The following is a 25,873-nucleotide window of genomic DNA, read 5'->3' as shown; positions in this document are numbered from 1 at the left end:
CTCCGTAGCGTCACGGGCATGTCGAAAACAACCGTGGTGATCGCCGCCGTCGCCGCCCTCGCGGCCGGCACCCTGACCGGCACCGGCGAGGCCGCCGGCGCGCCCACCGGCCCCTCGCCCGTCGTACGCACGGCGGACGGCGCGGTACGCGGCACCCTCACCGGGACCGCCCGCGTCTTCCAGGGGATCCCGTACGCCGCCCCGCCCGCGCGCTGGAAGGCGCCCCGGCCCGTGCGCGCCTGGCGCGGCGTACGGGACGCGACCGAGCCCGGCGCGGCGTGCGCGCAGTCCGGCGCCATCCCGGTCAAGGGCCCGAAGAGCGACGCCGAGGACTGCCTCTTCGTCAACGTCACGACTCCGCGCGCCGAGGCGCCGGCACCCCGTCCGGTCATGGTCTGGCTGCACGGCGGCGACCACGAGGACGGCGAGGGGGCGATGTACGGGGCGCAGCGCCTCGCGGCAGGCGGCGATGTCGTCGTCGTGACGGTCAACTACCGTCTCGGGGCCCTCGGCTACCTGGGCGACGGCAACTTCGGTCTCCAGGACCAGCAAGCAGCCCTGCGCTGGGTCCGGGCGAACGCGGCGGCCTTCGGCGGTGACCCGCGCAATGTGACGCTGTTCGGAGAGTCGGGCGGCGCCCGCAGCATCTGCGCGAACCTGGTCTCACCCGCGTCGGCGGGCCTGTTCCACCGGGCAGTGCTCCAGAGCGGCCCGTGCCTGGACGACGACGAGACCCTGATCCGCGCCGAGGCCCTGCGTAACGCGCGGCACTTGGAGCGCGAGTTCGACAAGCCCCTGCACACGGTGTCCGCGGCGGAGGTGGTGGCGGCCGACGACGAGGAGACGCGCTACGGCCCGGTGTACGGCACCCGGTTGCTGCCCGACACCCCACGCGAGGCGTTCGCGTCCGGACGCTTCAACCGCGTTCCCGTACTGCACGGCATCAACCGCGACGAGGAGACGTTCCGCGTGTACGGCCTGGAGCTGTCGCGGCAGCGGCTGCTCGACGAGCACGACGTCCGTGCGTACGTGACGGGCGCCTACGGCGCGGAGGTCGCGGAGAAGGTTCTCGCGCGATATCCGGCGAGCGCGTACGGCGGCTCGTACGGGCGGGCGCTCGCGGCGGCCATGACGGACGCCGTCTGGGGACGTTCGGCGATCGCCACCAATGACGCGCTGGGCACGCGAACGCCGACGTACGCGTACGAGTTCTCCGAGCAGGACAACCCGTGGTTCAAGGACTTCCCGCGGGCGAGCTTCCCGGTCGGCGCCCCGCACCTCGCCGAGCTGCCGTATCTGTTCGACCTGGCATGGGCCGAGCCGCTGACGGCGGAGCAGCGGCGCCTGTCCGCCGCGCTGACGGGAATCTGGTCGGACTTCGCGCGCACCGGCCGCGCCCCGTGGAAGCGCTACACGCCGGACGCGCCGCACACCGCGGCCATCTCGTCCGAAGGTGTCCACCCCACGGATCTGGCGAAGGAGCACAACCACCCCTTCTGGAAGGGCCTCTGAGACCGCTGAGCCTCCGGGACTTACCCGGAAGTCACATTGGTCTATACCTTGACTCGATCACGTCAATCGCGCTTGAGTGTGCGCACAGCCCCCCACCGCGGCCGCACCCGGAGAGCAACTACCGCTCCGGGTAAGGCCGTTGCGCTCAAAGGAGTGATCGAGTGCTGAGAACCCGCCTCATGGCACTGCTGACCGCCGTCCTCATGGCCACCGGCCTCGCCGTGGCCCTGACGCCCTCCGCGTCCGCCGCCGGCCCCTGCGACACCGCCCCGAACTGGCAGCAGGGCGCGTGGTACACGGCTGGCAACGTTGTCAGGTACAACGGCTCCTACTACATAGCCGAGCACGACAACCCGGGCTACAGCCCGACGATCAGCACCTGGTACTGGGACCCGTACACCTGCGGCGGTGGCGGCACGCCGTCCCCGTCCGGCTTCGTGGTCAGCGAGTCGCAGTTCAACCAGATGTTCCCGAACCGGAACCCCTTCTACACGTACAGCGGTCTCACCGCGGCCCTGAGCGCCTACCCGGCCTTCGCCAACACCGGCAGCGACACGGTGAAGAAGCAGGAGGCGGCGGCCTTCCTCGCCAACGTCAGCCACGAGACCGGCGGCCTGGTCCACATCGTCGAGCAGAACACCGCCAACTACCCGCACTACTGCGACTGGAGCCGGCCCTACGGCTGCCCGGCCGGACAGGCCGCCTACTACGGCCGCGGCCCGATCCAGCTCAGCTGGAACTTCAACTACAAGGCCGCGGGCGACGCGCTCGGCATCGACCTGCTGAACAACCCGTGGCGGGTGGAGCGCGAGGCGGCCGTCGCCTGGAAGACCGGCCTCTGGTACTGGAACACCCAGAACGGCCCGGGCACGATGACCGGCCACAACGCCATGGTCAACCAGGCGGGCTTCGGTCACACCATCCGCTCGATCAACGGCTCCCTGGAGTGCGACGGCAAGAACCCGGCGCAGGTCCAGAGCCGGGTGACCAAGTACCAGCAGTTCACGCAGATCCTGGGCGTGCCGGCGGGCTCGAACCTCTACTGCTGAGCCGCCGGACCTCATGAACGGGCCGCGGACCGGGGAGACGACGTCCCCCGGCCGCGGCCGCACCATGTCACGGGCCTTCGACCGCACAGATCCGGCCGAAACGTTCCGCGCAGGCAGCCCCCACGATCTTCTCCCCGTCCTCCCGGGTCGAGAGGCACTCGGGACAACCGGGCGCCCGACCCACGGGGTTGAGGAGGGGAACGTTGACACGTGCCCGGAGGATATGGGCCACCGCGACAGCGGTGCTCATGGCGGTAGGGGCGGCGCCGGCAGCGGCGCATGCCGTCCAGCCGCCCGAAGTTCGCCCCGCCACGGCGGCGAACGGCAACGACGGTCTGCCGCCCGGCTGGCGGATCACCCACGACGACGGACAGAGCGCACTGGAGTGGCGCTCGCCGCGTCGCGTGCCCCCGGGTGACGCGCGCGTCGAGTTCCACGCGGACGACAGGATCGTCGGCGTGCCCGAGGCCGGCAAGGACGGACGGACCTTCCGTCTGCCCCTCGACGACGCGCGGACGACCGACCCGGCGGACCTGAAGAACCTGAGCGTGCTCGCGGGCGGCCGCCGTCTGGACGAGGAGCCCGGCGGCGACTCCGGCGCCCGCGGGACCGCACCGACCGCGAAGCCGCCCGCCGAGTTCCCTGCGGGGGCCGTCGACCCTGGCCGGCCGGGCACCTACCGGACCACCACCGGCGAGTACACGCTCGACCCGGTCCGCCTGCCCGGTTTCGCGGCCCCGGTCGAGATGCGCGCCGTAGTGGTCGCCCCGAAGGGCGCATCCGGCAAGCGCCCGCTCGCGCTGTTCCTGCACGGCCGGCACGCCACCTGCTACGTCCCGGGCAAGGACGACGAGGTGACGATCGACTGGCCCTGCGCCAAGGGCGCGAAGCCGATCCCCAGCCACCGTGGCTATCTGCGCGACCAGGAACTGCTGGCCTCCCAGGGCTATGTGACCGTGTCCGTCTCCGCGAACGGCGTCAACGGCCAGGACGGGGACGCCGAGGACGGCGGCGCGCAGGCGCGCTCGTCCCTGGTGCGGTCGCATCTGGCCCGCTGGGCGGACTGGGCCGCGAAGCCCGCCACCGCGCCGAAACCGGTACGCGAGGCCCCGAAGGCCGACCTGTCCCGTGTCCTGCTCGTCGGCCACTCGCGCGGCGGCGAGGGCGTCAACCGCGCGGCCATGGACAGCCTGTATCCGCCCGCCCCCGCCCAGGACGGCTACCGCGGCAAGGTGCGCTGGCACATCCGCGGGACCGTGCTCATCGGCCCGACGATCTTCGGCCACAACCCGGTTCCGGACGTCCCGTCGCTGACGATCCTGCCGGGCTGCGACGGTGACGTCTCCGACCTCCAGGGCCAGGTGTACGCGGACGGGACGCGCGGCGTCAGCCGGGGCAAGGCCCTGCACAGCGCGGTCTACATGGTCGGCGCGAACCACAACTACTTCAACAGCGAGTGGACCCCGGGCCAGGCCCAGGCCCCCGCCGACGACGACTTCTGGCCGGACCCCGAGCAGCCGGACCCGGTCTGCTCGCCGGGGACCGCGACCCGGCTGACCGCCGACCAGCAGCACCGGGCCGGCGCCACCTACATCGCCGCCGCCGCACGGCTGTTCGTCGCCGGTGACGACCGGGTGCGCGAACTGCTCGACGGCACGGGCCGCCGGGCCCCCTCCGCCGACCCCGCCCGTGTACTGACCCACGCCGTGGGGGCGAACCGCGGCGCCGGGTTCCTCCCGGACGGGCCTGTGACCGTGACCGGCGGCCGGCTGTGCAACGCCGTCGACCCCGAGACCCCCTGCCTGGATGCCGAGACAGGCTCCTCGCCGCACTTCGCGCACTGGCAGCCCGAGCGCGAGACCGGCCGCCGCGCGGTGGCGCTGGACTGGTCCGCACCTGGCTCGGCGGTGACCGTCAAGCCGGCGAAGCCGCTCTCCCTCAAGGGCGCAGACAGTCTCGCGCTGCGCGTCTTCGTGCCGCCCAACACCACCGGCACGCAGCTGGACGTGTCCGTCACCGACGCCTCCGGCAAGCGGGCGAAGCTGGGCCACGTCCGGGTGGACGGGCTGCCGGGCAGCGACCGCACGGCCTCCTACTGGGCGCGCGAGGTGCGCGTACCCCTCACCGCCGCCGCACGCGCCGGGCTCGATCTGCGCCGGGTCGCCGCCCTGGAGCTGACCCCGCGCACCCGCTCCGGCAAGGCGTGGCTGATGGACGCCTGGGCGTGGAGCCCCGGCACGCCCGCCGTCCGTGAGGCCCCGCTGACCCGGATCGACCTCGGCCGGCTCAAGGTCAAGGAAGGCGACTCGGGCGTCCGCACGTACCAGGTGCCCGTCCGCGTGTCCGGCAAGGGCAGCGGCACGGTGCGCGTGTACGTCATCGACCCCGCCACGGGCCGGGCGAAGGACCGGCTGGTGACGGTCCGGCCGGGCGCCGGCGGCATCGACGTGCCGGTGACGGTGAAGGGCAACACCCGCTACTCGTGGGACACCTCCCACGAGGTACTGGTGAAGGCGGTCCGCGGGACCGTCGTCGGCTCGGCCGCTGGAGGCGTCACGGCCGAGAACGACGACCCGATGCCGGAGATCTCCCTGAAGCCGGTCGCCGACAAGGTGACCGAGGGCAAACCCCTGACGTGGCGGATGTCCCTCTCGGCCCCCGCCGACGTGGAGCTGACGAGCACACTCCGGTTCATGCCCGTCACCGGTCGTCCCGAGCTGTCCACCAAGGACGTCGACCGGCAGTGGCTGCTCGACATGTTCGGGGAGGTCCCCGACGGTGAGGTCCCGCTGTCCCGGCTGGAGTGGCCCTACCTGTGGGCCTCGGTTCCGCCCGGGAGCACCGGCGCGGAAGTGACCGTGCCCACGGTGGCCGACGGAGTGACCGAGCCGGCCGAGTACGTGAGCCTCCAGCCCACCGACGACGAGGGCGCGCCGCACGGACCCGCCCTCACCGGCACGGTGGTCGACGCCCCGTAGGCACCGGGCCTCACGGCCGGGTGAACGCGCACCACACCACCTTGCCGGGGTCGCGCCGGCCGACACCCCAGGTGTCGGCCAGCGCGGCCACCAGCAGCAGGCCGCGCCCCGACTCACCGTCCGGGATCCGCACGCCGGGCCTGCCGCCCCCGCTGTCGTGCACCTCGACGCGCAGCGTCCCGTCCTCCGACAGCCGCAACCGCAGCAGATACCCGCGGCCAGGCGGCACACCGTGCACCAGCGCGTTCGTCGCGAGCTCGCTCACGCAGAGCGTGATGTCGTCCGCCCGCGCGCCCCATCCCCACGCGTCGAGCGCCGCACGTGCGAACTCCCTTGCCACGCCGACCGATCGGCGTTCGCGACGGCAGAACACCTCGCGCAGTTCCTTGTGTTGCATCGTCCTGTCCACAGGGACGAGATTCGCGCTGCGGGCTGCGACGGCAGCACTCCGCCGACCCGTACGTTTCATCTGTACGGGTCGTCCAGGCGTAACGTACGGGCGGGTCCGGGGAGTTGGTGAGGTATGCACCCCAGGAGACGCCACCGGAAGAACGCGTCGGCGATGCGGCTGGTCGGCCGCCAGCTCGCCCGCTTCCGTGAGGCCGCGGGCCTCACGCAACGCGAACTCGCGACGGAGTTCAACCTCGCCGAGGAGACCGTCGCCTCCATGGAACAGGGCCGCCGCCCGCTGAAGCCGGACCTCGCGCAGAGATTCGACGACCGCCTCGACACGAAGGGCGCGCTGTCGGTCGCGGTAGAACACATGCCGGAGGTGGACCTGATCCCGGCGTGGGCGGAGGAGTACATGGACCTGGAGCGGGAGGCGATCGCGCTGTCCTGGTACGACAACCAGGTCGTGCCGGGCCTGCTCCAGACCGAGCGCTACGCGCGGGGGGTCTTCCGCAGCCGGGTGCCCGCGTTCAGCGCGGACGAGATCGAGGCCCAGGTCACCGCCCGCGTCGCTCGCCAGAAGATCCTGGCACGCACCCGGCCGCCGACGATCAGCTTCGTGATGTGGGAAGCCATCCTGAGGGACCGGATCGGCGGCGACGAGGTGTACGAGGAGCAGGTGCGCCACCTGCGGGCCTGCGCCGAACTGCCGGGCGTCTCGATCCAGGTGATGCCGTTCGGCCGCCCGAGCCATGCCGGGCTCGACGGCCCGTTCACGTTGCTGGAGACACAGGACCACCAGCTCCTCGGATACGCCGAGGGCCAGCGCGGCAGCCAGATGCTCACCGACCCGGACGAGGTCAGCATCTTGGTGCAGAAGTATGCGATGCTGCGAGCACAGGCCCTCAACCCCGAGGACAGCGCGGGCCTGTTGGACCGGCTGCTGGGAGAGAGATGAGCACCGCACTGAAGTGGTTCAAGTCCAGCTACAGCGGCAGCGAGGGCGGGCAGTGCCTCGAAGTGGCCTACACCTGGCGCAAGTCCACGCACAGCGGCGACGAGGGCGGGGCCTGCGTCGAGGTCGCCACTCACCCCGCCGCGATCCACGTCCGCGACTCGAAGAACCCCGGCGGCCCGAGCCTCACGCTCGCCCCGGCCGCCTGGGCCTCGTTCGTCAGCGACCTGCGCTGAGCCCCTGGGCGACCTCGGTCGCCCAGTAGGTGAGGATCATGCTCGCGCCCGCGCGCTTGATGCCGAGCAGGGCCTCGGCGATCGCCTTGTCCCGGTCGATCCAGCCCTTCTCCGCCGCGGCCTCGACCATCGCGTACTCGCCGCTGATCTGGTACGCCGCGACCGGCACGTCCACCGACTCCGCGACCTTCGCCAGGACGTCCAGGTAAGGGCCCGCGGGCTTGACCATGACCATGTCGGCGCCCTCCTCGAGGTCGAGCGCCAGCTCGCGCATCGACTCGCGGACGTTGGCCGGGTCCTGCTGGTAGGTCTTGCGGTCGCCCTTGAGCGACGAGCCGACGGCCTCGCGGAAGGGGCCGTAGAAGGCGGAGGAGTACTTCACGGTGTAGGCGAGGATCGACACGTCCTCCTTGCCGATCGTGTCGAGCGCGTCGCGGACCACGCCGATCTGGCCGTCCATCATTCCGCTCGGGCCGACGACGTGGACGCCGGCGTCCGCCTGGACCTGCGCCATCTCGGCGTAACGCTCGAGGGTGGCGTCGTTGTCGACGCGGCCGTCCGCCGCGAGGACCCCGCAGTGGCCGTGGTCGGTGTACTCGTCCAGGCACAGGTCGGACATGATCACGAGCTCGTCGCCGACCTCGGCCTTCACGTCCCGGATCGCGACCTGGAGGATGCCGTCCGGGTCGGTGCCGGCGGTGCCGAGCGCGTCCTTCTTCGCGTCCTCGGGCACGCCGAAGAGCATGATCCCCGCCACGCCTGCCTCACGGGCCTCCACGGCGGCCTTGCGGAGCGTGTCGCGGGTGTGCTGGACGACGCCGGGCATGGCCGAGATGGGCACGGGCTCGCCGATGCCCTCCCGTACGAACGCGGGGAGGATCAGGTCGGACGGGTGCAGGCGCGTCTCCGCGACCATGCGCCGCATCGCGGGGGTGGTCCGGAGCCGCCGGGGGCGGGCACCGGGGAAGGATCCGTACGCAGTCATACGGCCACGCTACGCCTGCGGGAAGGGTGCGAATGCCGACAGGGCGTCGGTGCGACGGGCCGGGGCCCCTACGGCTTCGTCGCGGTGACGATCCAGGCGGCCGACTCGTAGCGGACGCCTTCCGGGGTCAGATGGCCTTCGATGTCCGCGCCGAGCGACCGCAGGGCCCGTTCCCTGTCCTGCGCGTCGAGCCCTTCGAGCGCCCACTCGAGCATGCCGGAGACGAAACGCCGGGCGTGCTCGGCGTCGCGTCCGAGGTTCATGGGCAGCGCGCGCCCGTCGAAGTGCGGCGAGTCGAATCCGGCCGCCACCAGCACGTCGCCCACGACGTCCGGGTCGGCCATGGAGAAGGGGCCCGGCGCGCCGGGAGGCGGCAGGGGAAGCTCCCGGCCGACCGCGACGGCGCCCAGGAAGGAGCTGAACCATTCGTTGCGCTCGGGCTCCTGCCAGACCAGCAGTGCCAGCCGCCCGCCGGGCCGCAGGGCGCGGGCGATGTTGCGGAACGCGGTCACCGGCTCGGCGAAGAACATGCACCCGTTGCGGCTGACGGCCACGTCGAAGGCGCCTGCGGGGAACGGGCACGTCTGGGCGTCGCCCTGCTCGTAGCGGACGCTGTCGAGCCCTTCGCGCTCCGTCTCCTGCCTGGCGGCGCGCAGCATCGCCGCGGACAGGTCGATGCCGAGCACGGGCCCGCCGACGGTGAGCCGGGCGGCGGCGCGGGAGGTGAGGCCGTTGCCGCAGCCGATGTCGAGCACCCGCTCGCCCCGCTGGAGCTTCGCGGCGTCGAGGAACGGGCGCTGGTAGGCGTGGACGGCGCGGTCGAAGTCGTCCGCGTGTGCCGCCCAGTAGGCGCCCTCGTCGCCGTCCCAGGCTCGGGCCTGTTCGGCGTTGGACGGATCGACGTGGAGAGTGCTGGCGCTCACAGGGGGTCACCCACTTGCCTGCCCGGAAGGATCCTTGTGTTTCCGGTGTACCCCTGCCGGGCCCCGCCTGTCGAACGTACGGAGGCGGGGCGGGTGAGGATGTCCCCGCCCGCCCCGCCTCCGATCACGTCGCTCAGGTCGTCGTGCGACGCCTCCGGCCGCCCGGACGGCGCTCCGACGGGCGCGTCACGTGCTCGCCCGCCTCGACCGCAGCGGCGCGGCGGGCCGCGCCGAACTCGGCCAGCGCCTCGGCCAACCGGTGCACGGACGGCTCGGGGGACAGGACGTCCACCCGCAGCCCGTGCTCCTCCGCGGTCTTCGCGGTGGCGGGACCGATGCAGGCGATCACGGTCACGTTGTGCGGCTTGCCGGCGATGCCGACCAGGTTCCGCACCGTCGAGGACGAGGTGAAGAGCACGGCGTCGAAACCGCCGCCCTTGATCGCCTCACGGGTGTCCGCCGGCGGCGGCGACGCCCGGACCGTCCGGTAGGCGGTGACGTCGTCGACCTCCCACCCGAGCTCGATGAGGCCCGCGACCAGCGTCTCGGTCGCGATGTCGGCGCGCGGCAGGAAGACACGGTCGATCGGGTCGAAGACCGGGTCGTAGGGCGGCCAGTCCTCCAGCAGACCGGCCGCGGACTGCTCACCGCTCGGCACGAGGTCCGGCTTGACGCCGAAGTCCACCAGCGCCGCCGCCGTCTGCTCGCCGACCGCCGCGACCTTGATCCCGGCGAAGGCGCGGGCGTCGAGCCCGTACTCCTCGAACTTCTCCCGCACCGCCTTCACGGCGTTGACGGAGGTGAACGCGATCCACTCGTAACGGCCGGTCACGAGGCCCTTGACCGCGCGCTCCATCTGCTGCGGCGTGCGCGGCGGCTCGACGGCGATCGTCGGCACCTCGTGCGGCACGGCGCCGTAGGAACGAAGCTGGTCGGAGAGCGAGGCCGCCTGCTCCTTCGTACGCGGAACGAGCACCTTCCAGCCGAACAGCGGCTTGGACTCGAACCACGCGAGCTGCTCACGCTGGGCCGCGGCGCTGCGCTCACCGACCACGGCTATGACCGGCTGGTGGCCGTCGGGGGACGGCAGCACCTTCGCCTGCTTCAGGGTCTGCGCGATCGTGCCGAGCGTCGCCGTCCAGGTCCGCTGCCGCGTGGTCGTGCCGGCCACGGTGACGGTGAGCGGGGTGTCCGGCTTGCGGCCCGCCGCGACCAGCTCGCCGGCCGCCGCGGCGACCGTCTCCAGCGTGGCGGAGACGACGGCGGTGCCGTCGCTGGCGCCGACCTCGCTCCAGCAGCGGTCGGAAGCGGTCCGCGCGTCGACGAACCTGACGTCGGTGCCCTGCTCGTCACGGAGCGGGACACCCGCGTACGCCGGCACGCCCACCGCGGTCGCCACACCGGGCACGACCTCGAAGGGGATCCCCGCCGCGGCGCAGGCGAGCATCTCCTGACCTGCGTCGGCGTCCAGGCCGGGGTCACCGGTCACCGCACGGACGACCCGCTTGCCGCCCCGTGCGGCCTCCATGACAAGATTGGCCGCATCCCTGAGTACGGGGATTCCGGCGGTTGTTGATACGTCGTCAACAACCGTCAGTTCAGGCGTGCTCACGTTCGCCCGCGCATGACCGCGAACGACGTCGAGCACCTGCGGCTCGGCGACCAGCACGTCGGCGCCGGCAAGCGCCTCGACGGCGCGCAGAGTCAGCAGACCGGGATCGCCGGGACCGGCACCCAGGAAGGTGACGTGCCCGTGTCCGTGTGCCGGAAGGGGCGGACGGTTGGAGGTGGTGGGGCTCAAAGTGCTCGCTCCCCCATAAGACCAGCCGCACCCTTGGCCAGCATCTCGTCCGCGAGTTCGCGTCCGAGCGCCGCCGCGTCGTCGTGCGACGTGGGTACGGGACCGGTGGTGGACAGCTGCACCAGCGAAGAGCCGTCGGTCGTGCCGACGACGCCGCGCAGGCGCATTTCGGTGAGTTCCTGGCCGTCGCCCAACAGGTCGGCCAGCGCACCCACAGGTGCGGAGCAGCCGGCCTCCAGGGCGGCGAGCAGGGATCGCTCGGCGGTCACGGCGGCCCGCGTGTGCGGGTCGTCGAGCTCGGCCAGCGCGGTGATGAGGTCCGCGTCGGACGCGGAACACTCGATCGCCAGTGCCCCCTGGCCGGGAGCGGGCAGGACGAAGTCCACCGACAGGAAGTCGGTCACCTCGTCGGTCCTGCCGATGCGGTTGAGTCCGGCCGCGGCGAGCACGACGGCGTCGAGCTCCCCGTTCCGTACAAATCCGATGCGGGTGTCGACGTTGCCCCGGATCGGCACGGTCTCGATCGTCAGGCCGTGCGTGCGGGCGTACGCGTTCAGCTGCGCCATCCGGCGCGGCGAACCGGTCCCGATCCGGGCGCCGTTCGGCAGCCTTTCGAAGCTGAGGCCGTCGCGTGCGATCAGCACGTCGCGCGGGTCCTCACGCTTCGGCACGGCCGCGAGCACCAGCTCGTCGGGATGGGTCGTGGGCAGGTCCTTCAGCGAGTGAACGGCGAAGTCGACCTCCCCGCGCGCCAGCGCCTCACGCAGCGCGGCGACGAACACGCCGGTACCGCCGATCTGCGCGAGATGCTCCCGGGACACGTCCCCGTACGTGGTGATCTCGACGAGCTCGACGGCGCGGCCGGTCAGCCGGCGCACCGCCTCGGCCACTTGCCCGGACTGGGCCATGGCCAGCTTGCTGCGCCGGGTTCCGAGCCTCAGTGCCCTCTCGGTCATACTCGCCCTCGGTTCTTGACATCTGCGTCATTCAGGTCGGCCCGGCTGACGGAGGCGACCGTCTCCGGGTCGAGGTCGAAGAGTGTCCGCAGCGCGTCCGCGTACCCGGCGCCGCCGGGTTCTCCGGCCAGCTGCTTGACCCGCACGGTGGGCGCGTGCAGGAGCTTGTCCACCACGCGGCGCACGGTCTGGGTGATCTCGGCCCGCTGCTTCTCGTCGAGTCCGGTCAGCCGCCCCTCGAGGCGCGCCATCTCGCCCGCCACCACATCGGCGGCCATGGTGCGCAGGGCGACCACGGTCGGCGTGATGTGCGCGGCACGCTGGGCGGCGCCGAAGGCGGCGACCTCGTCGGAGACGATCGAGCGGACCTGGTCCACGTCGGCGGCCATGGGCGCGTCGGCCGAGGCCTCCGCGAGGGACTCGATGTCGACGAGGCGTACGCCCGCGAGGCGGTGGACGGCGGCGTCGATGTCCCTCGGCATCGCCAGGTCCAGCAGCCCGAGCCGTACCGGCCCGGTGCCGTGCGCGGTGACCGTGCGGTCCGCCTCTCGCGGGGCACGTGAAGCGTTGTCGACCCAGGCGCCGTGCTGGGCGAGGGAGTCGTCGAGCCCGACGGGGCACTCGGCGGCGTCCGCGACGGCGGGCTCGGTGCCCCGGGCAACATCCGCGGCGCCCAAGGCCACGGCGCTGTCCGCGACCTGCTCCACGGCGGAGACCGGCGCGTCGGCATCGGCGGCGGCGGGCGGCACCCCGGGAAGGCCCGCGAGGTCGTCGTGGCGTCCGGGCAGCTCGGCCACCCGGCCGTCACGCGCCGCGACGGCGGCGAGGCGGGCGACGAGGCTTCCTTCGGGGGCGCGCAGGTCCTCGGGGACCGCCGCGCCGGGCACCATGTGCTGCGCGAGCGCCGCCGCGACCGACTCGGCCGTCAGCACCAGGCCCGTCGCGCCGGTGCACGACACGGCCACGTCGGCCAGGGCGAGCTCGGCGGGCACGTCCGACATGCGCACGGCGCGCGCGCTCACACCGCCCTCTGACAGCACCGCGGCCAGCCGCTCCGCGCGCTCCATGGTCCGGTTGGCGACGACGAGTTCCCGCACACCGAGGCGCGCCAGCGTCGTGGCGGCCAGCGAGGACATCGAGCCGGCGCCGATGACCAGCGCCTTCCGGTCCCGCGCCCAGGTCTCGACCGGCTCGCCCGCGGCGAGCTGCTCGAGACCGAAGGTGACGAGCGACTGCCCGGCCCGGTCGATCCCGGTCTCGCTGTGGGCGCGCTTGCCGACCCGCAGTGCCTGCTGGAACAGGTCGTTGATCAGTCGCCCGGCGGTGTGCAGTTCCTGCCCGAGCGCCAGCGCGTCCTTGATCTGGCCGAGGATCTGCCCCTCGCCGACGACCATCGAGTCCAGGCCGCAGGCCACCGAGAAGAGGTGGTGGACGGCCCGGTCCTCGTAGTGCACATAGAGATAGGGAGTGAGCTCCTCGAGGCCCACGCCGCTGTGCTGGGCGAGCAGTGTGGACAGCTCGGCGACACCGGCGTGGAACTTGTCCACGTCCGCGTACAGCTCGATGCGGTTGCACGTGGCGAGCACCGTCGCCTCGGTGGCGGGTTCCGCGGCCAGGGTGTCCTGCAGAAGCTTGATCCGCGCGTCGGTGGGCAGGGATGCCCGCTCCAGCACACTCACGGGTGCGCTGCGGTGGCTCAGCCCTACGACCAGGAGACTCATGCCGGCATCACCGCGGACATGTCACCGTCGGGGCCCTTGCGGTTCGCGGCCTCGGCCTCTTCGCCGGCCTTGCGCTGCTCGTGGAAGGCCAGGATCTGGAGCTCGATCGAGAGGTCGACCTTGCGCACGTCCACGCCGTCCGGCACGGACAGCACGGTGGGCGCGAAGTTCAGGATGGAGGTGACGCCGGCGGCGATCAGGCGCTCGCACACCTGCTGCGCGGCACCGGCGGGCGTGGAGATGACGCCGATCGAGACCCCGTTGTCGCTGATGATCTTCTCGAGCTCGTCCGTGTGCTGCACCGGGATGCCGGCGACGGGCTTTCCGGCCATGGCCGGGTCGGCGTCGATCAGCGCGGCGACCCGGAAACCACGGGACGCGAAGCCGCCGTAGTTGGCGAGCGCGGCGCCGAGATTACCGATTCCTACGATCACAACCGGCCAGTCCTGGGTCAGGCCCAGTTCACGGGAGATCTGGTAGACGAGATACTCCACGTCGTAGCCGACGCCCCGGGTCCCGTACGAGCCGAGGTAGGAGAAGTCCTTGCGCAGCTTCGCGGAGTTGACACCCGCGGCCGCCGCGAGCTCCTCGGACGAGACCGTGGGTACGGAACGCTCCGACAGCGCGGTCAGTGCGCGCAGGTACAGCGGAAGCCGGGCGACGGTGGCCTCGGGGATTCCTCGGCTACGGGTCGCCGGTCGGTGATTTCGGCCAGTTGCCACGGTGCTCCTGGGGGATGAGCGAGGCTGCAGGCGGCCGTGTGTCCCAAGACCGCCCCGTCGACAGCAGGCTATGTCTTTGTGAACGCGTGCACAAAGATGGTGTCCGCTTTGTCCGTCCAAAGTGACCGGGGTCACGCGATTCGGCGGCCGGATCGAGGAACCGCGAACCGATCGTGACCGTTGGGCTACCGAAGGGCGCAAAATCGGACACTCTCCTCTCGAATACGCCCCCGAGACCGCCTGATTCCGCCTACTGTGCCCTGCGCTCAGCGCCTGCCGATAGGGCCGCGACGGCGCGCCGTGGACTTCCGTGGACGCGGGACTATCCACCCAGCGCGCGCCGCAGCCGGGCGGCGTCCACCTTCCAGAAGGTGTGCTGCTCGCCGTCGACGAGCACCACGGGGATCTGCTCCCAATAGGCGCGGTGCAGCTCCTCGTCCTGGTTGATGTCCTTCTCCTCCCAGGCCACGCCCGCCTCGGCGCACACCTGCTCGACCACCGCGCGCGCATCGTCGCAGAGATGACACCCGGGCTTCCCGATGAGGGTCACCGTGTGTTCCCCGGAGTTCTTCTTCGTACGCCGCAGCAGTGGACTCATGAGCCCATTCTCGCCGGTCCTCTTAACAGCGCGGTTGCGGAGTGTTCACGCCGACGCATCCTGGCGCGTCGGGAAGTGCCGAACAGACTGGCTATGCTCACGCCATGGCCGCACTGGGATGGCTCACCCCGCGCAGGCGCTCCGCCACGGCACGCAGCGTGCTCGCGGGCGAAGCCGCAGCCGAGGCAGCAAGGAAGTCCTCGCAGACGATCGAGGCACTCGAGGCACAGGACGTCACCGCCCCTGCCGTGGAACCGGTGTTCCCCGTCGCGGGCGACGAGCGCGCCGCCGCCTTCTTCGACCTCGACAACACGGTCATGCAGGGCGCCGCGATCTTCCACTTCGGCCGGGGGCTCTACAAGCGCAAGTTTTTCCAGCGCCGCGAACTGGCGAGGTTCGCCTGGCAGCAGGCGTGGTTCCGGCTCGCGGGCGTCGAGGACCCCGAGCACATGCAGGACGCCCGCGACAGCGCCCTCTCCATCGTCAAGGGCCACCGCGTCTCCGAGCTGATGAGCATCGGCGAGGAGATCTACGACGAGTACATGGCCGACCGCATCTGGCCGGGCACCCGCGCGCTCGCCCAGGCCCACCTCGACGCCGGCCAGAAGGTATGGCTGGTCACGGCGGCGCCCGTGGAGACCGCGACGATCATCGCCCGCCGCCTCGGCCTGACCGGCGCGCTCGGCACCGTCGCCGAATCCGTCGACGGCGTCTACACGGGCAAGCTCGTCGGCGAACCGCTGCACGGCCCGGCGAAGGCCGAGGCGGTGCGCGCGCTGGCCGCGGCCGAGGGCCTGGACCTCTCCCGCTGCGCGGCGTACAGCGACAGCCACAACGACATCCCGATGCTGTCCCTCGTCGGCCACCCGTACGCGATCAACCCGGACACCAAGCTGCGCAAGCACGCCCGGCAGCGGGAGTGGCGGCTGCGCGACTACCGCACCGGCCGCAAGGCGGCCAAGGTCGGCATCCCCGCGGCGGCCGGGGTGGGCGCCCTGGCGGGCGGCACCGCCGCCGCGGTCGCGCTCCACCGCCGCCGTCGCTGACGCGCGGCCCTTCACCGACGGCCGGCGGCCGTCGCACGCTTCCGAACACGTGCTCCCTGCGCGTGTCGGCGGCCGATTCACGGGTGTCACCCCTGCGATCCCCCGGCCAGTCCTCTTGTCACGGCCCGGCCACAACTCACCGCCCGACAAGACAGATCACGACGCAATTCGATCAACAAGTGCTCACAATGTGCGACCAGTTGCGACGCATAGACGTAACAGAAGCGACGGAAACGACGATTTGAGCAACTGGGTGTAGCGCTGCCTGTACGAAGCGTTATTCTCCTCAGACGCATGACGGACCACCCCACCAGTCATCACGACGGGTGAACGGTCCCGCACTGCTCGTGATGGAAGCTCTGCCTCTGGGAGTCCCGTGTACCCACACGTCGGGGTTGACGCCTCGGGCCTGGCTACGCTGCGCGCAGCGGTCCTCGACCACTTGCGCGGCCTTGTCCCCGCCGCGTACACCGTCCCCGCATTCGCCACCCCCGGCCTCGCCGGCGGCCCGGCCGCACCGTGCTACGCCCTGACCGACGGCCTGCAGAAGGGTCCCGCGCGCAGCGCCGTCGACGAGGGGCGGCGGTCGGCCGACGGACGTGCTGCGGGCAGAAGGGCGGGCCGGGGCAGCTCAGGCGCCCATGCCGCCACCCGCCGGCCCACCGCCGACAGCGACAGCGCCCGCATGATGGAACTGGTCGAGCGCGCTCAGGCGGGCGAGGCCGAGGCCTTCGGCCGGCTCTACGACCAGTACAGCGACACCGTCTACCGCTACATCTACTACCGCGTCGGCGGGAAGGCCACGGCGGAGGACCTCACCAGTGAGACCTTCCTGCGCGCCCTGCGCCGTATCTCCACCTTCACCTGGCAGGGCCGGGACTTCGGCGCCTGGCTCGTCACGATCGCCCGCAATCTGGTCGCCGACCACTTCAAATCGAGCCGCTTCCGCCTGGAAGTGACCACCGGCGAGATGCTCGACGCCAACGAGGTCGAGCGCAGCCCGGAGGACTCGGTCCTGGAGTCCCTCTCCAACGCCGCGCTGCTCGAAGCCGTCCGCAAGCTCAACCCCCAGCAGCAGGAGTGCGTCACCCTCCGCTTCCTGCAAGGCCTGTCCGTCGCGGAGACGGCCAGGGCGATGGGCAAGAACGAGGGCGCGATCAAGACCCTTCAGTACCGGGCGGTCCGCACCCTCGCCCGGCTGCTGCCCGACGACGCACGCTGAGCCGTTCTCCCTGCGACAGAGCTCCACCGTCCCCACACTCCCCCACGGCCCCCGTCCCCAACTGACAATCGGTGACGCCTCGATGACGCACTGGTCCGATCATCTTTCGCGCGTAACCCAAGTGCCGCGACGCTCGTTGTGCGGAATGCAGGCTCCCTCTGGACGTGCCATGCCCGCAGCCACTCACTCGTTCGTGTGGATGTGCTCAAGGTGTGCAACCCTCCAGACCCTCAGGGGAGTCGATCGTCATGACGAGAGGAGGTGCCGCCAGTGATCGCGAACGTTTCGGCGCACCGGCGGGCGAACGCCTTCGCCCAGGCCTTGGAAGACCAGGCGGCCGAACAGCCCGACGAATCGGTCGAGTCCGTCGAACCGCCCGAGCACGAACGGCTGTTGACCCTGGCCCACGGTCTCGGCGAACTGCCGAAGCCGCAGCTTGACCCCGAGGTCAAGGTGGTGCAGCGGGCGCAGCTCGTGGCGGCGATGGAATCGCTGCTGCAGGAAGGCAGAGGGGGTGCGTCCGCGGGCCCTACGGTGCCCGAGCAGCGGACCTCCGGCCGCGGCGCGCACCGGGCGTCCCCGCTCCGGAAATTGCGACCGCGTTCCCGCTGGTCGAAGGGGCTCGCCGCGGGCGGGCTGACCGTCGGTGTGGCGGCCGGAGCGCTCGGCGGAGTGGCCGCTGCGAGTTCCGACGCCCTCCCCGGTGACTCGCTGTACGGGCTGAAGCGCGGCATGGAGGACTTCAAGCTCGGCCTCGCGGACGGTGACTCCGACCGCGGTGAGCTCTACCTCGACCAGGCGTCGACCCGCCTGAGCGAGGCCCGCCGACTGATGGAGCGCGACCGGGGCGGCGCACTGGACCACGAGTCCCTGAGCGAGGTCCGCCGCACGCTCAACGGCATGCGGCACGACGTCACCGAAGGCCACCGCCTGCTCAGCGCCGCATACGAGCGCGACGGGTCGCTCGCCCCGATGGCCGCGCTCAATTCCTTCTCCCGCTCGCACCGCGGCACGTGGGAGGGACTGCGTGAGCGGCTGCCCGCCCAGCTGACCGACGTCGGCGACGACGTCGACTCCGCCTTCGACGCCATAGACGAACAGGTCGGCCCGCTCGAGTCGATGCTGCCCCGCACCCCGGAGAAGCACCGCGACTCCCAGGGCCCGGGCGCTTCACAGGACTCGGGGCGCACCGCCGACCCGGACCGTACGGCGCCGAGCTCGCCCGGCGCCGACGGCGGGCACGGCGGCGGGGACACCCGGCCCAGCGCGTCCGGCTCCACCTCGGGTTCACCGAACGACGGCCTGCTCGGCGGCAACACCGGTGGTCTCCTCGATCCGCCGGAAGAGGCGGCGAGCCCCTCCCCGTCCGGCAAGGGCTCTCAGCCGCCGCAGCCGGAGATCACCATCCCGCCGCTGCTGCCGGGCATCCTCCCGGGCCTCGGTTTCGAGGCCGAGGACGACGGCTGACGACCGGCGGGAGCACCGCGCGCAGCTGAGGGGTGGGTCCCGGTCGGGACCCACCCCTCACGGTGTCCATGGCGCTCCGGCAGCGCCGGGCACGGCTAGAAGAAGACCGAGCGGCGCTGCACCAGCAGCTTGTAGAGCGTGTGCTGGATCTGCTCCCGCACCTGGTCCGTCAGGTTGAACATCAGCATCGGGTCCTCCGCCGCCTCCGGCGGGTACCCGTCCGTCGCGATCGGCTCCCCGAACTGGATCGTCCACTTCGTCGGCAGCGGCACCGCCCCCAGCGGTCCGAGCCACGGGAACGTCGGCGTGAGCGGGAAGTACGGGAAGCCCAGCAGCCGCGCCAGCGTCTTCGCGTTGCCGATCATCGGATAGATCTCCTCCGCCCCGACGATCGAACACGGCACGATCGGCACGCCCGCCCGCAGCGCCGTGGAGACGAAGCCTCCCCGGCCGAAACGCTGAAGCTTGTAACGCTCGCTGAACGGCTTGCCGATGCCCTTGAAGCCCTCCGGCATCACACCGACGACCTCGCCGCGCTGGAGCAGCCTCTCCGCGTCCTCCGCGCACGCCAGGGTGTGACCGGCCTTCCGGGCCAGCTCGTTGACCACCGGCAGCATGAACACCAGATCCGCGGCCAGCAGCCGCAGATGGCGGTCCGCGGGATGGTTGTCGTGCACGGCGACCTGAAGCATCAGCCCGTCCAGCGGCACGGTGCCCGAATGGTTCGCCACCACCAGCGCCCCGCCCTCCGACGGGATGTTCTCGATGCCCTTGACCTCGACGCGGAAGTACTTCTGGTACATCGGCCGCAGCATCGACATCAGGACCTGGTCGGTGAGCTCGGCGTCGTAGCCGAACTCGTCGACCTCGTAGTCGCCCGTGATGCGTCGCCGCAGGAACGCCAGCCCGCCGGCGATCCTCCGGTCCCAGTCGCTGTCCGCCGTCCCCGGCGTCTCCCCGGCGGCCGTCAGGGGGGCTCCGGCGGCCTTCCCGTCCTGCGGGGAGCCACCGGCGCCACCGGCACCACCAGCGTCACCGGAAGCGCCGGAAGCCGCGGAGAGCGCGCCGCGGACCGGCTCGGCGGGGGCTGCCGGACCGGCGTCCGGGCCCGTACCGCCGTCACCGGTCTGCGGGCCCGGCAGCGGGCTCAGCGCGGCGTCCCGCACCGCCGCCGCATCCGCCTTGCGCCGGCCGCCGGACGCGGGGCGTCGGCGGGCCGGGCGCTGCGCGCCGCCGCCGCGCGACCGGTCGTCGTCGAACGGAATGACCTTGGCGTCCGCCATCGTCGGCTGCGCTCCTTATCCGGGCTGTCCGCTGCTGTGCGTCGTCTGGGTGACCGCTCGCCCGGCGTCCGCGACGGGCGTCCCGTCGAGGGCGTCGATCGACAGGGCCGACGCGACCCGGTCCACCGCCTCGGCGAGCGCCTTGGGCGGCAGCAGCCCCGGGCCACGACTGCGCGCGAAGTCCGCGAACGTCTCCGCGGTCGTGTATTTCGGCAGGAAGCCCAGTGTCTCGCGCATCTGAACGGTGCTCACCACCCGTCCGTGCGTGAGCAGCCGGATCTGCTCGGGCGAGAAGTCGGTGAAACCGACCGTCCGCAGCGCCGAGCCCACCCAGGTGACCGCGGGGAGCAGCAGCGGCATCGTCGGCCGCCCCAGCCGCCGCGAGCACTGCGACAGCGTCAGCACACCGTCCCCCGCGATGTTGAAGGTGCCGCTGTTGAGCGTGCCGCGGCGCGGCTCGTGCAGGGCGATCCGCAGCACGTCGATCACGTCGTCCTCGTGGACGAACTGAAGCCGGGGGTCGTAGCCGAAGACGGTCGGCATCACCGGCAGCGAGAAGAACTCGGCGAGCGGCGAGTCCGCGCACGGCCCGAGGATGTTGGCGAAGCGGAGCACGCACACCGCCACGTCGGGCCGGCGACGGGCGAAGCCTCGTACGTATCCCTCGACCTCGACGGCGTCCTTGGCGAATCCACCGCTCGGCAGCGACTTGGGCGGGGTGGTCTCCGTGAAGACCGCCGGGTCGCGGGGGGCGGAGCCGTACACGCTCGTACTCGATTTGATCACCAGCCGCTTGACGGTCGGTGACTTCTGGCAGGCGCCGAGCAGCTGCATGGTGCCGATGACGTTGGTCTCCTTGACGGCCGTACGGCCGCCGGCGCCCAGTGGCGTCCCGGTGACGTCCATATGGACCACCGTGTCCACGGCGTGTTCGGCGAGGACCCTCGCGATGGCGGGCCGACGGATGTCGGCACGCACGAACTCGGCCCCGCCCAGATGGTGTCCGGGCCCCTCGGCGTCGACCCCGATCACCCGGTCCACCTCGGGATCCCGCTGGATCCGCCGTACGAGACGGCCGCCGAGCTGCCGGGCCACTCCGGTGACGAGCACGACCTTGCCCAAGATCAGCGCCTTCCCTAGCTCCTGGCGTCACCGTAGCGCGTCACCGTTGCGCTGTGATGACCGCACGACGGACTTTTGCCACGTCGTGTCCACCAGTGCTCCACCCGTGCTCCGTACGGTGCCCGTCCCGGGCCCGGACAGCACCTCGGCCCCTCCACCGGACTGGTGGAGGGGCCGAAGGACACGCTCAGCTGCCGCTTACTTCTTGTTGCGACGCTGAACGCGGGTGCGCTTGAGCAGCTTGCGGTGCTTCTTCTTGGCCATCCGCTTACGCCGCTTCTTGATAACAGAGCCCACGACTACCCTCGCTCACTTCTCTTCACTCGGTGCGGGGCGTCTGGGCCCACACGACCTACGTCGGCCTAGCCTACCTGCCGCCGAGTGAGGGACGTAATCCGAGGGCGGCCGCCCCTCCTCCGTTACGCGGATTCCACCCCCACGAAGGATTCGCGGAGATACTCGTGAACCGCTTGCTCCGGTACCCGGAAGGACCTCCCCACCCGGATCGCCGGCAGATGACCACTGTGCACCAAGCGGTACACGGTCATCTTCGACACCCGCATCACCGAGGCGACTTCCGCCACGGTAAGAAACTTGACCTCGTTGAGAGGCCTCTCGCTGCCAGCAGCCATGACCCACCTGTACCTTCCGCACCCGACGCGCACCGGCTTCCCCTCCGGTGACTCTTCGTCGCTGTGCGCTCACTGCCCAGACTAGGGGCGGGTGATGCGAGTGGGGAAGAGGAGCAGCGGTCGGCCCCCTACTGTGACAGACACGCCCGATTGAGCACATAGCGCGTCAACGGCCGGTAGAAATCGGACCGTACGGCGTCATCAAGCGGAACGGCGACCGATACCTGCCCCTCCGCCTCACCGACGAACAGCGCCGGATCGTCCGTGTCCGCCAGTCCGATGGCCTCGACACCCAGTTGACCTGCTCCGCAGACCCAGCCGTGATCACCGACGACGAGGTCGGGCAGCCGCCCGCCGGCGTCCGCGGCCGCCCCCAGCGCGACCCTGACCGGCAGCGGGGAATGACTGTGGGCCCCCGCGCCTCCGGCGCCCGCCTCCCGGAGCCGCGCCACTCCCCGTACGTATTCGAGCCGGTACGTGCGTACGCCGAACCGGGTCGTTATGTCGACACATCGCCCCTGCGCGGGTGTGAGTACGGAACACCCCGCCGCCGACAGCGCGTCTGCCAGATCGGCGTAGAACCCGAGCAGCCGGTGCGGATGTCCGGTGCCGAACAGCACCGCCCCGCCCTGCGCGGCCACCGCGCCCAGCCGCTCCGCGAACGCGGCGAGCCTGCCGAGGGTCCGCTCCGGGTCGATGACGTCCGCCCCGGTCACATGCTCGGGATCGGCAGAGACGCCGCACCTGTCCGCCATGAGGGCGATGACGTCCCGCACACTCCAGGCCCACCGCGGGTCCAGTCCGATGGTGACCCGCGGATCGCGGGCGACGAACGCGCGATAGCTCCGCAGACTCGTCTCGCGGGAGGTGGCGACATCACCGGCCAGCCGGGACGCCAGCAGATGCGCCCGCAGCGCCTCGGTGCTCAACACCCTCCCGATGCTGACGCAGAGAGGCACCCACCACGCGAGAACGACGAACAACCCGCACAGTCGGCCTAACGGACGCTATGCGCCGGGGCGACCGGCGTCAGGCGAGCAGCCCCCGCAGCGGGAACACCGCCCGGCGTGTCGCCAGCACTGCCTGGTCCAGCCGGTCAGCGGGGTCGTAGCCCTCTTCCCAGCCACGCCAGGCCACCGGCCACCGGCCGTCCGTCATCCGCGCCGGAGCCAACTGCCGCGTCCGCGCGTACACCTCGTCCCGCCACGACGAAGGAATCACCGACTCGGGCTCGACCGGCTGGTGCGCCGCGATCCCCACCAGGTGCGTCCACGACCGGGGAACCACGTCGACGACCGCGTAACCGCCGCCGCCGAGCGCGACCCACCGGCCGCCCTCCACATGCTCGTGCGCCAGCGTGTGGCACGCCTCCTGGACGGCACGCTGCGCGTCGAGCGACACCGCCAGGTGCGCCAGCGGGTCCTCGAAGTGCGTGTCCGCCCCGTGCTGTGTCACCAGGACCTGCGGCCGGAAGTCGGCCACCAGCTCGGGCACCACCGCGTGGAACGCCCGCAGCCAGCCCTGGTCCCCCGTGCCCGCCGGCAGCGCCACGTTGACCGCGGAGCCCTCCGCCGCACCGGCCGCGCCCGTCTCCTCCGGCCGGCCGGTCTGCGGGAACAGCGTCTGCGGATGCTCGTGCAGCGACACCGTCAGGACCCGCGGGTCGTCCCAGAACGCCGCCTGCACACCGTCACCGTGGTGGACGTCCACGTCGACGTAGGCCACCCGTTCCGCGCCGAGCTCCAGCAGCCGCGCGATGGCCAGCGACGCGTCGTTGTAGATGCAGAACCCGGAGGCGCTCCCCGGCATCGCGTGGTGCAGCCCGCCGGCGAAGTTGACCGCGTGGGCGGCCTCTCCGCGCCACACGGCCTCCGCCGCGCCGACGGACTGCCCGGCGATCAGCGCCGACGCCTCGTGCATCCCCTCGAACGCCGGGTCGTCGACCGTGCCGAGCCCGTACGACTGGTCCGCGGTCTTCGGGTCGGCCGACGCCGTCCGTACCGCGTCCACGTAGTCCTCCCGGTGCACGAGCCGCAGCGTCGACGCCCCGGCCGGCTTGGCGGCGACCACCCGCATCGCACGGTCCAGCCCGTAGGCCCGCACCAGCCCCATGGTCAGTGCGAGCCGCACCGGATCCATCGGATGGCCGGAACCGAAGTCATACCCGGTTACCGCCTCGTCCCACATCAGCAATCCGCGGCCGCTCATGACCGACACCGTATCGGGCGCTCCCGTCGCCGAACGATCCGGCGTACACCAGCGTCAACAACACGAGCGCCATCGGTACGAGCATCGCCCCGCGGTAGCTCCAGGCGTCCCCCAGCGCCCCCACCAAGGGCGACCCGATGAGGAACCCGACGTAGTTGAAGACGTTCAGCCGCGCCACGGCCACATCGCTCCGGCCCTCGAACAGCCGTCCCGCCGCCGCGAAGGTCTGCGGCACGATCACGCACAGGCCGAGCCCCAGCACCGTGAAGCCGGCCATGCCGGTCCACGCCCCTGGCGCGGCCGCGACCATGGCGAATCCGGCCGCCGCCAGCACCGCCCCGCACCGGACGACGGCCACCGCCCCGAAGCGCCGCACCCCGAGGTCCCCGACGGCCCGGCCCACCAGGGTCGTCACCATGTAGGCGTTGTACGGCACGGTCGCCAACTCCTCCGAGCTGCCGAGGACGTCCTGCAGATACTTGGCGCTCCAGTTGGAGACGGTCGAGTCGCCGATGTACGCGAAGGTCATCACCAGCGCGAGCGGCAGCAGCATCCTGAACGCCACCCGGCCGCCGTCCCCGGCCGCGCTGTCCTTGCTGCCGTCGCCGGTCGCCCGGTCGCGCGACGGGCGCTCACCTCCGAAGTACCACCGGCTGCCCACCAGCGCCGCAGGCACCAGCACCACGACGACCGGGAAGTAGGAGACGACGAGCGCCAGGTCCCAGTGCGCACCCGCCCAGGCGAGCGAGGCACCGACGATCCCGCCGAGGCTGTACGCGGCATGGAAGCCGAGCATGATGCTGCGCCCGTACGCCGCCTGGAGCCCGACGCCCAGCATGTTCATCGACGCGTCGAGCGCGCCCACCGACAGCCCGAACGCCCCGAGCGCGACGGCCACTTGCCACATGGCGTCGCCCGCGGCCACACCGAGCAGTGCCAGCAGCACCACCGGCTGGGCCCAGCGCAGCACCGCACTCACGGGCGCCCGCCGCACGATCCGCTCGGTCAGCACGCTGCCCACCCCGGCAAGGACGGGCACCGCCGCGAGGAACAGCGGCAGCAGGGCGTCGGATATCCCGTACCGCTCCTGGATGGCGGGTATTCGGGTCACGAGCAGAGCGAACGCGACACCCTGCGAGAAGAAGCTGAACGCGAGGGAGGCCCGCCCGTGGCGCAACCGCGGTTCCGTCATGGCCGCACAGCGTATGCCCGGGCCCTACCGGGCGGTAGACGCCTCACACGAGGAGTCGTACGACCCCGCGTCACGCAAGCGACGGCTCCCGAACAGCCGGCGTCGCCCGAACAGCGTCACGCGAGCAGCGCGGGCAGCTCCGCCATCGTGGCGAAGTGCCCGTCGGTGCCGGCCAGTTCGGCCGCGGGGGTCATGGCGGTGAAGCCGTACACGTCCATCCCGGCCGCAAGCGCCGCCTGCACGCCGAGACGGCTGTCCTCGACGACCACGCACCGCTCGGGCGCCACCCCCATCCGCTCGGCGGCATGGAGGAACAGATCGGGTGCCGGCTTGCCCCTGCCGACGTCCTGGGCGCTGAAGACGGTCCCTTCCCTGAACCACCGGTCCAGCCCGGTCGTCCGGTGCCCGACCCGGATGCGCTCATGGCTGCCGGACGAGGCGACGCAGTAGGGGACGGCATCGGCACGGAGCTTCTCCAGCACTTCTGTCACTCCGTCGACGGCCGCCAACTCCCGCTCGAACGCGGCGAAGACGCGACCGTGGAACGTCTCGTCGAAGTCCGCCGGCAGGTCCTGCCCGGTCCGCTCCCGGACGAGGTCGTGCACCCGATGCATCGCGGCGCCCATGTAGTCCCGCAGGGACTCCTCGTACGTGGTGGGGTGCCCGAGCTCGGTGAGATAAGCAGCCAGGATGGTGTTGGACAGGGGCTCGCTGTCGACGAGCACTCCGTCGTTGTCGAAGATGACGAGGTCGTAGCGCATGCGGCCGACCTTAATCGACCCCTGAACGCAGGAAAGCCCCGCACCAGAGGTGCGGGGCTTTCCCACAATGATTGTTCGGCGGCGTCCTACTCTCCCACAGGGTCCCCCCTGCAG

24 protein-coding genes are annotated in these 25,873 nt (G+C 71.7%); 8 read left to right on the top strand and 16 right to left on the bottom strand.

The genetic code is table 11. The annotated features are described in order from the left end of the window. Nucleotides 1-18 precede the first annotated feature (18 nt). The 3 genes from ACIPJI_RS06170 to ACIPJI_RS06160 all read left to right on the top strand — a co-directional run bounded on the left by ACIPJI_RS06170 (nucleotide 19) and on the right by ACIPJI_RS06160 (nucleotide 5,539). Nucleotides 19-1,512, top strand: a complete 1,494-nt coding sequence (locus ACIPJI_RS06170) for a carboxylesterase/lipase family protein (RefSeq protein WP_402244792.1) — start codon at nucleotides 19-21, stop codon at nucleotides 1,510-1,512. Nucleotides 1,513-1,691: 179 nt separating this feature from the next. Then, nucleotides 1,692-2,561 (top strand): glycoside hydrolase family 19 protein, encoded by an 870-nt coding sequence (locus ACIPJI_RS06165; protein ID WP_373465421.1) that lies wholly within the window; start codon nucleotides 1,692-1,694, stop codon nucleotides 2,559-2,561. A gap of 203 nt (nucleotides 2,562-2,764) precedes the next feature. Next, nucleotides 2,765-5,539 carry an alpha/beta hydrolase family protein gene (locus ACIPJI_RS06160; RefSeq protein ID WP_402244790.1) on the top strand — a complete coding sequence of 925 codons (2,775 nt, stop codon included), beginning with the start codon at nucleotides 2,765-2,767 and terminating at the stop codon, nucleotides 5,537-5,539. Between the two features lie 10 nt (nucleotides 5,540-5,549). On the opposite strand, the gene ACIPJI_RS06155 is transcribed toward ACIPJI_RS06160, so the two are convergent. Continuing rightward, the gene (locus ACIPJI_RS06155; RefSeq protein ID WP_402244788.1) at nucleotides 5,550-5,936 is read right to left on the bottom strand and encodes an ATP-binding protein; all 387 of its coding nucleotides are present in this window, start codon (nucleotides 5,934-5,936) and stop codon (nucleotides 5,550-5,552) included. A gap of 126 nt (nucleotides 5,937-6,062) precedes the next feature. Between ACIPJI_RS06155 and ACIPJI_RS06150 the strand changes: the two genes are divergently transcribed. Both ACIPJI_RS06150 and ACIPJI_RS06145 read left to right on the top strand, forming a co-directional pair. Beyond that, entirely contained in the window at nucleotides 6,063-6,887 is an 825-nt protein-coding gene (locus ACIPJI_RS06150; RefSeq protein ID WP_402244787.1) for a Scr1 family TA system antitoxin-like transcriptional regulator, read from the top strand. Next, on the top strand, nucleotides 6,884-7,120 hold the full coding sequence (locus ACIPJI_RS06145) for a DUF397 domain-containing protein (protein WP_402244784.1): 237 nt from the start codon (nucleotides 6,884-6,886) through the stop codon (nucleotides 7,118-7,120). The genes ACIPJI_RS06150 and ACIPJI_RS06145 overlap by 4 nt, the downstream gene beginning before the upstream one ends. Here the strand turns inward: ACIPJI_RS06145 and hemB are convergent. The 7 genes from hemB to ACIPJI_RS06110 form a co-directional block, all read right to left on the bottom strand. After that, entirely contained in the window at nucleotides 7,104-8,105 is a 1,002-nt protein-coding gene (hemB, locus tag ACIPJI_RS06140; protein ID WP_307707682.1) for a porphobilinogen synthase, read from the bottom strand. The two genes, ACIPJI_RS06145 and hemB, sit on opposite strands and share 17 nt — an antisense overlap. Nucleotides 8,106-8,173: 68 nt before the next feature. Next, the gene (locus ACIPJI_RS06135) at nucleotides 8,174-9,028 is read right to left on the bottom strand and encodes a class I SAM-dependent methyltransferase (RefSeq protein WP_402244782.1); all 855 of its coding nucleotides are present in this window, start codon (nucleotides 9,026-9,028) and stop codon (nucleotides 8,174-8,176) included. A gap of 133 nt (nucleotides 9,029-9,161) precedes the next feature. Next, on the bottom strand, nucleotides 9,162-10,829 hold the full coding sequence (locus tag ACIPJI_RS06130) for a bifunctional uroporphyrinogen-III C-methyltransferase/uroporphyrinogen-III synthase (protein WP_307707680.1): 1,668 nt from the start codon (nucleotides 10,827-10,829) through the stop codon (nucleotides 9,162-9,164). After that, nucleotides 10,826-11,785, bottom strand: coding sequence for a hydroxymethylbilane synthase (gene hemC, locus ACIPJI_RS06125; RefSeq protein WP_356624405.1), 960 nt, complete (start codon nucleotides 11,783-11,785; stop codon nucleotides 10,826-10,828). Before hemC ends, ACIPJI_RS06130 begins: the two co-directional genes overlap by 4 nt. Then, a complete protein-coding gene (locus ACIPJI_RS06120; RefSeq protein WP_402244779.1) occupies nucleotides 11,782-13,506 on the bottom strand; it encodes a glutamyl-tRNA reductase in 1,725 nt (574 codons plus the stop codon). Before ACIPJI_RS06120 ends, hemC begins: the two co-directional genes overlap by 4 nt. Beyond that, entirely contained in the window at nucleotides 13,503-14,228 is a 726-nt protein-coding gene (locus tag ACIPJI_RS06115; RefSeq protein ID WP_037774055.1) for a redox-sensing transcriptional repressor Rex, read from the bottom strand. Before ACIPJI_RS06115 ends, ACIPJI_RS06120 begins: the two co-directional genes overlap by 4 nt. Nucleotides 14,229-14,550: 322 nt before the next feature. After that, nucleotides 14,551-14,826: a glutaredoxin family protein gene (locus ACIPJI_RS06110; protein ID WP_307707677.1), complete on the bottom strand. Its 276-nt coding sequence runs from the start codon at nucleotides 14,824-14,826 to the stop codon at nucleotides 14,551-14,553. A gap of 104 nt (nucleotides 14,827-14,930) precedes the next feature. Here ACIPJI_RS06110 and ACIPJI_RS06105 point away from each other — a divergent pair, with 104 nt between their 5' ends. The 3 genes from ACIPJI_RS06105 to ACIPJI_RS06095 all read left to right on the top strand — a co-directional run bounded on the left by ACIPJI_RS06105 (nucleotide 14,931) and on the right by ACIPJI_RS06095 (nucleotide 18,561). Then, nucleotides 14,931-15,872: an HAD family phosphatase gene (locus ACIPJI_RS06105; RefSeq protein ID WP_307707676.1), complete on the top strand. Its 942-nt coding sequence runs from the start codon at nucleotides 14,931-14,933 to the stop codon at nucleotides 15,870-15,872. A 376-nt stretch (nucleotides 15,873-16,248) separates the two neighbouring features. After that, nucleotides 16,249-17,094 carry an ECF subfamily RNA polymerase sigma factor, BldN family gene (locus ACIPJI_RS06100; RefSeq protein ID WP_402244777.1) on the top strand — a complete coding sequence of 282 codons (846 nt, stop codon included), beginning with the start codon at nucleotides 16,249-16,251 and terminating at the stop codon, nucleotides 17,092-17,094. A gap of 270 nt (nucleotides 17,095-17,364) precedes the next feature. After that, entirely contained in the window at nucleotides 17,365-18,561 is a 1,197-nt protein-coding gene (locus tag ACIPJI_RS06095; protein WP_356624410.1) for a DUF5667 domain-containing protein, read from the top strand. Between the two features lie 95 nt (nucleotides 18,562-18,656). On the opposite strand, the gene ACIPJI_RS06090 is transcribed toward ACIPJI_RS06095, so the two are convergent. From ACIPJI_RS06090 to ACIPJI_RS06055, 8 genes are all read right to left on the bottom strand, one after another. Then, nucleotides 18,657-19,844 carry a lysophospholipid acyltransferase family protein gene (locus ACIPJI_RS06090; RefSeq protein ID WP_402244775.1) on the bottom strand — a complete coding sequence of 396 codons (1,188 nt, stop codon included), beginning with the start codon at nucleotides 19,842-19,844 and terminating at the stop codon, nucleotides 18,657-18,659. Between the two features lie 15 nt (nucleotides 19,845-19,859). Next, the gene (locus ACIPJI_RS06085; protein ID WP_356624414.1) at nucleotides 19,860-20,966 is read right to left on the bottom strand and encodes an NAD-dependent epimerase/dehydratase family protein; all 1,107 of its coding nucleotides are present in this window, start codon (nucleotides 20,964-20,966) and stop codon (nucleotides 19,860-19,862) included. A gap of 198 nt (nucleotides 20,967-21,164) precedes the next feature. Next, nucleotides 21,165-21,263 (bottom strand): 30S ribosomal protein bS22, encoded by a 99-nt coding sequence (locus ACIPJI_RS06080; protein ID WP_003948845.1) that lies wholly within the window; start codon nucleotides 21,261-21,263, stop codon nucleotides 21,165-21,167. 122 nt (nucleotides 21,264-21,385) lie between these two features. Next, on the bottom strand, nucleotides 21,386-21,598 hold the full coding sequence (locus ACIPJI_RS06075) for a helix-turn-helix domain-containing protein (protein WP_014046653.1): 213 nt from the start codon (nucleotides 21,596-21,598) through the stop codon (nucleotides 21,386-21,388). A 128-nt stretch (nucleotides 21,599-21,726) separates the two neighbouring features. Then, complete coding sequence (locus tag ACIPJI_RS06070; RefSeq protein WP_356624416.1) at nucleotides 21,727-22,530, bottom strand: phosphatase; 804 nt, start codon at nucleotides 22,528-22,530, stop codon at nucleotides 21,727-21,729. A gap of 97 nt (nucleotides 22,531-22,627) precedes the next feature. Beyond that, entirely contained in the window at nucleotides 22,628-23,806 is a 1,179-nt protein-coding gene (locus ACIPJI_RS06065; protein ID WP_307707670.1) for an acetoin utilization protein AcuC, read from the bottom strand. Next, nucleotides 23,757-24,998, bottom strand: a complete 1,242-nt coding sequence (locus tag ACIPJI_RS06060) for an MFS transporter (RefSeq protein WP_402244772.1) — start codon at nucleotides 24,996-24,998, stop codon at nucleotides 23,757-23,759. The genes ACIPJI_RS06065 and ACIPJI_RS06060 overlap by 50 nt, the downstream gene beginning before the upstream one ends. A 116-nt stretch (nucleotides 24,999-25,114) precedes the next feature. Next, complete coding sequence (locus tag ACIPJI_RS06055; protein ID WP_402244770.1) at nucleotides 25,115-25,759, bottom strand: HAD family hydrolase; 645 nt, start codon at nucleotides 25,757-25,759, stop codon at nucleotides 25,115-25,117. Nucleotides 25,760-25,873: the final 114 nt, after the last annotated feature.

Origin of the sequence: Streptomyces sp. NPDC086835 (assembly GCF_044745705.1) — a bacterium.
In the GTDB taxonomy this organism is placed as follows: Bacteria; Actinomycetota; Actinomycetes; order Streptomycetales; family Streptomycetaceae; genus Streptomyces.
Note: the sequence above shows the minus strand (reverse complement) of the source record. Positions and strands in the feature narration are given on the sequence as shown.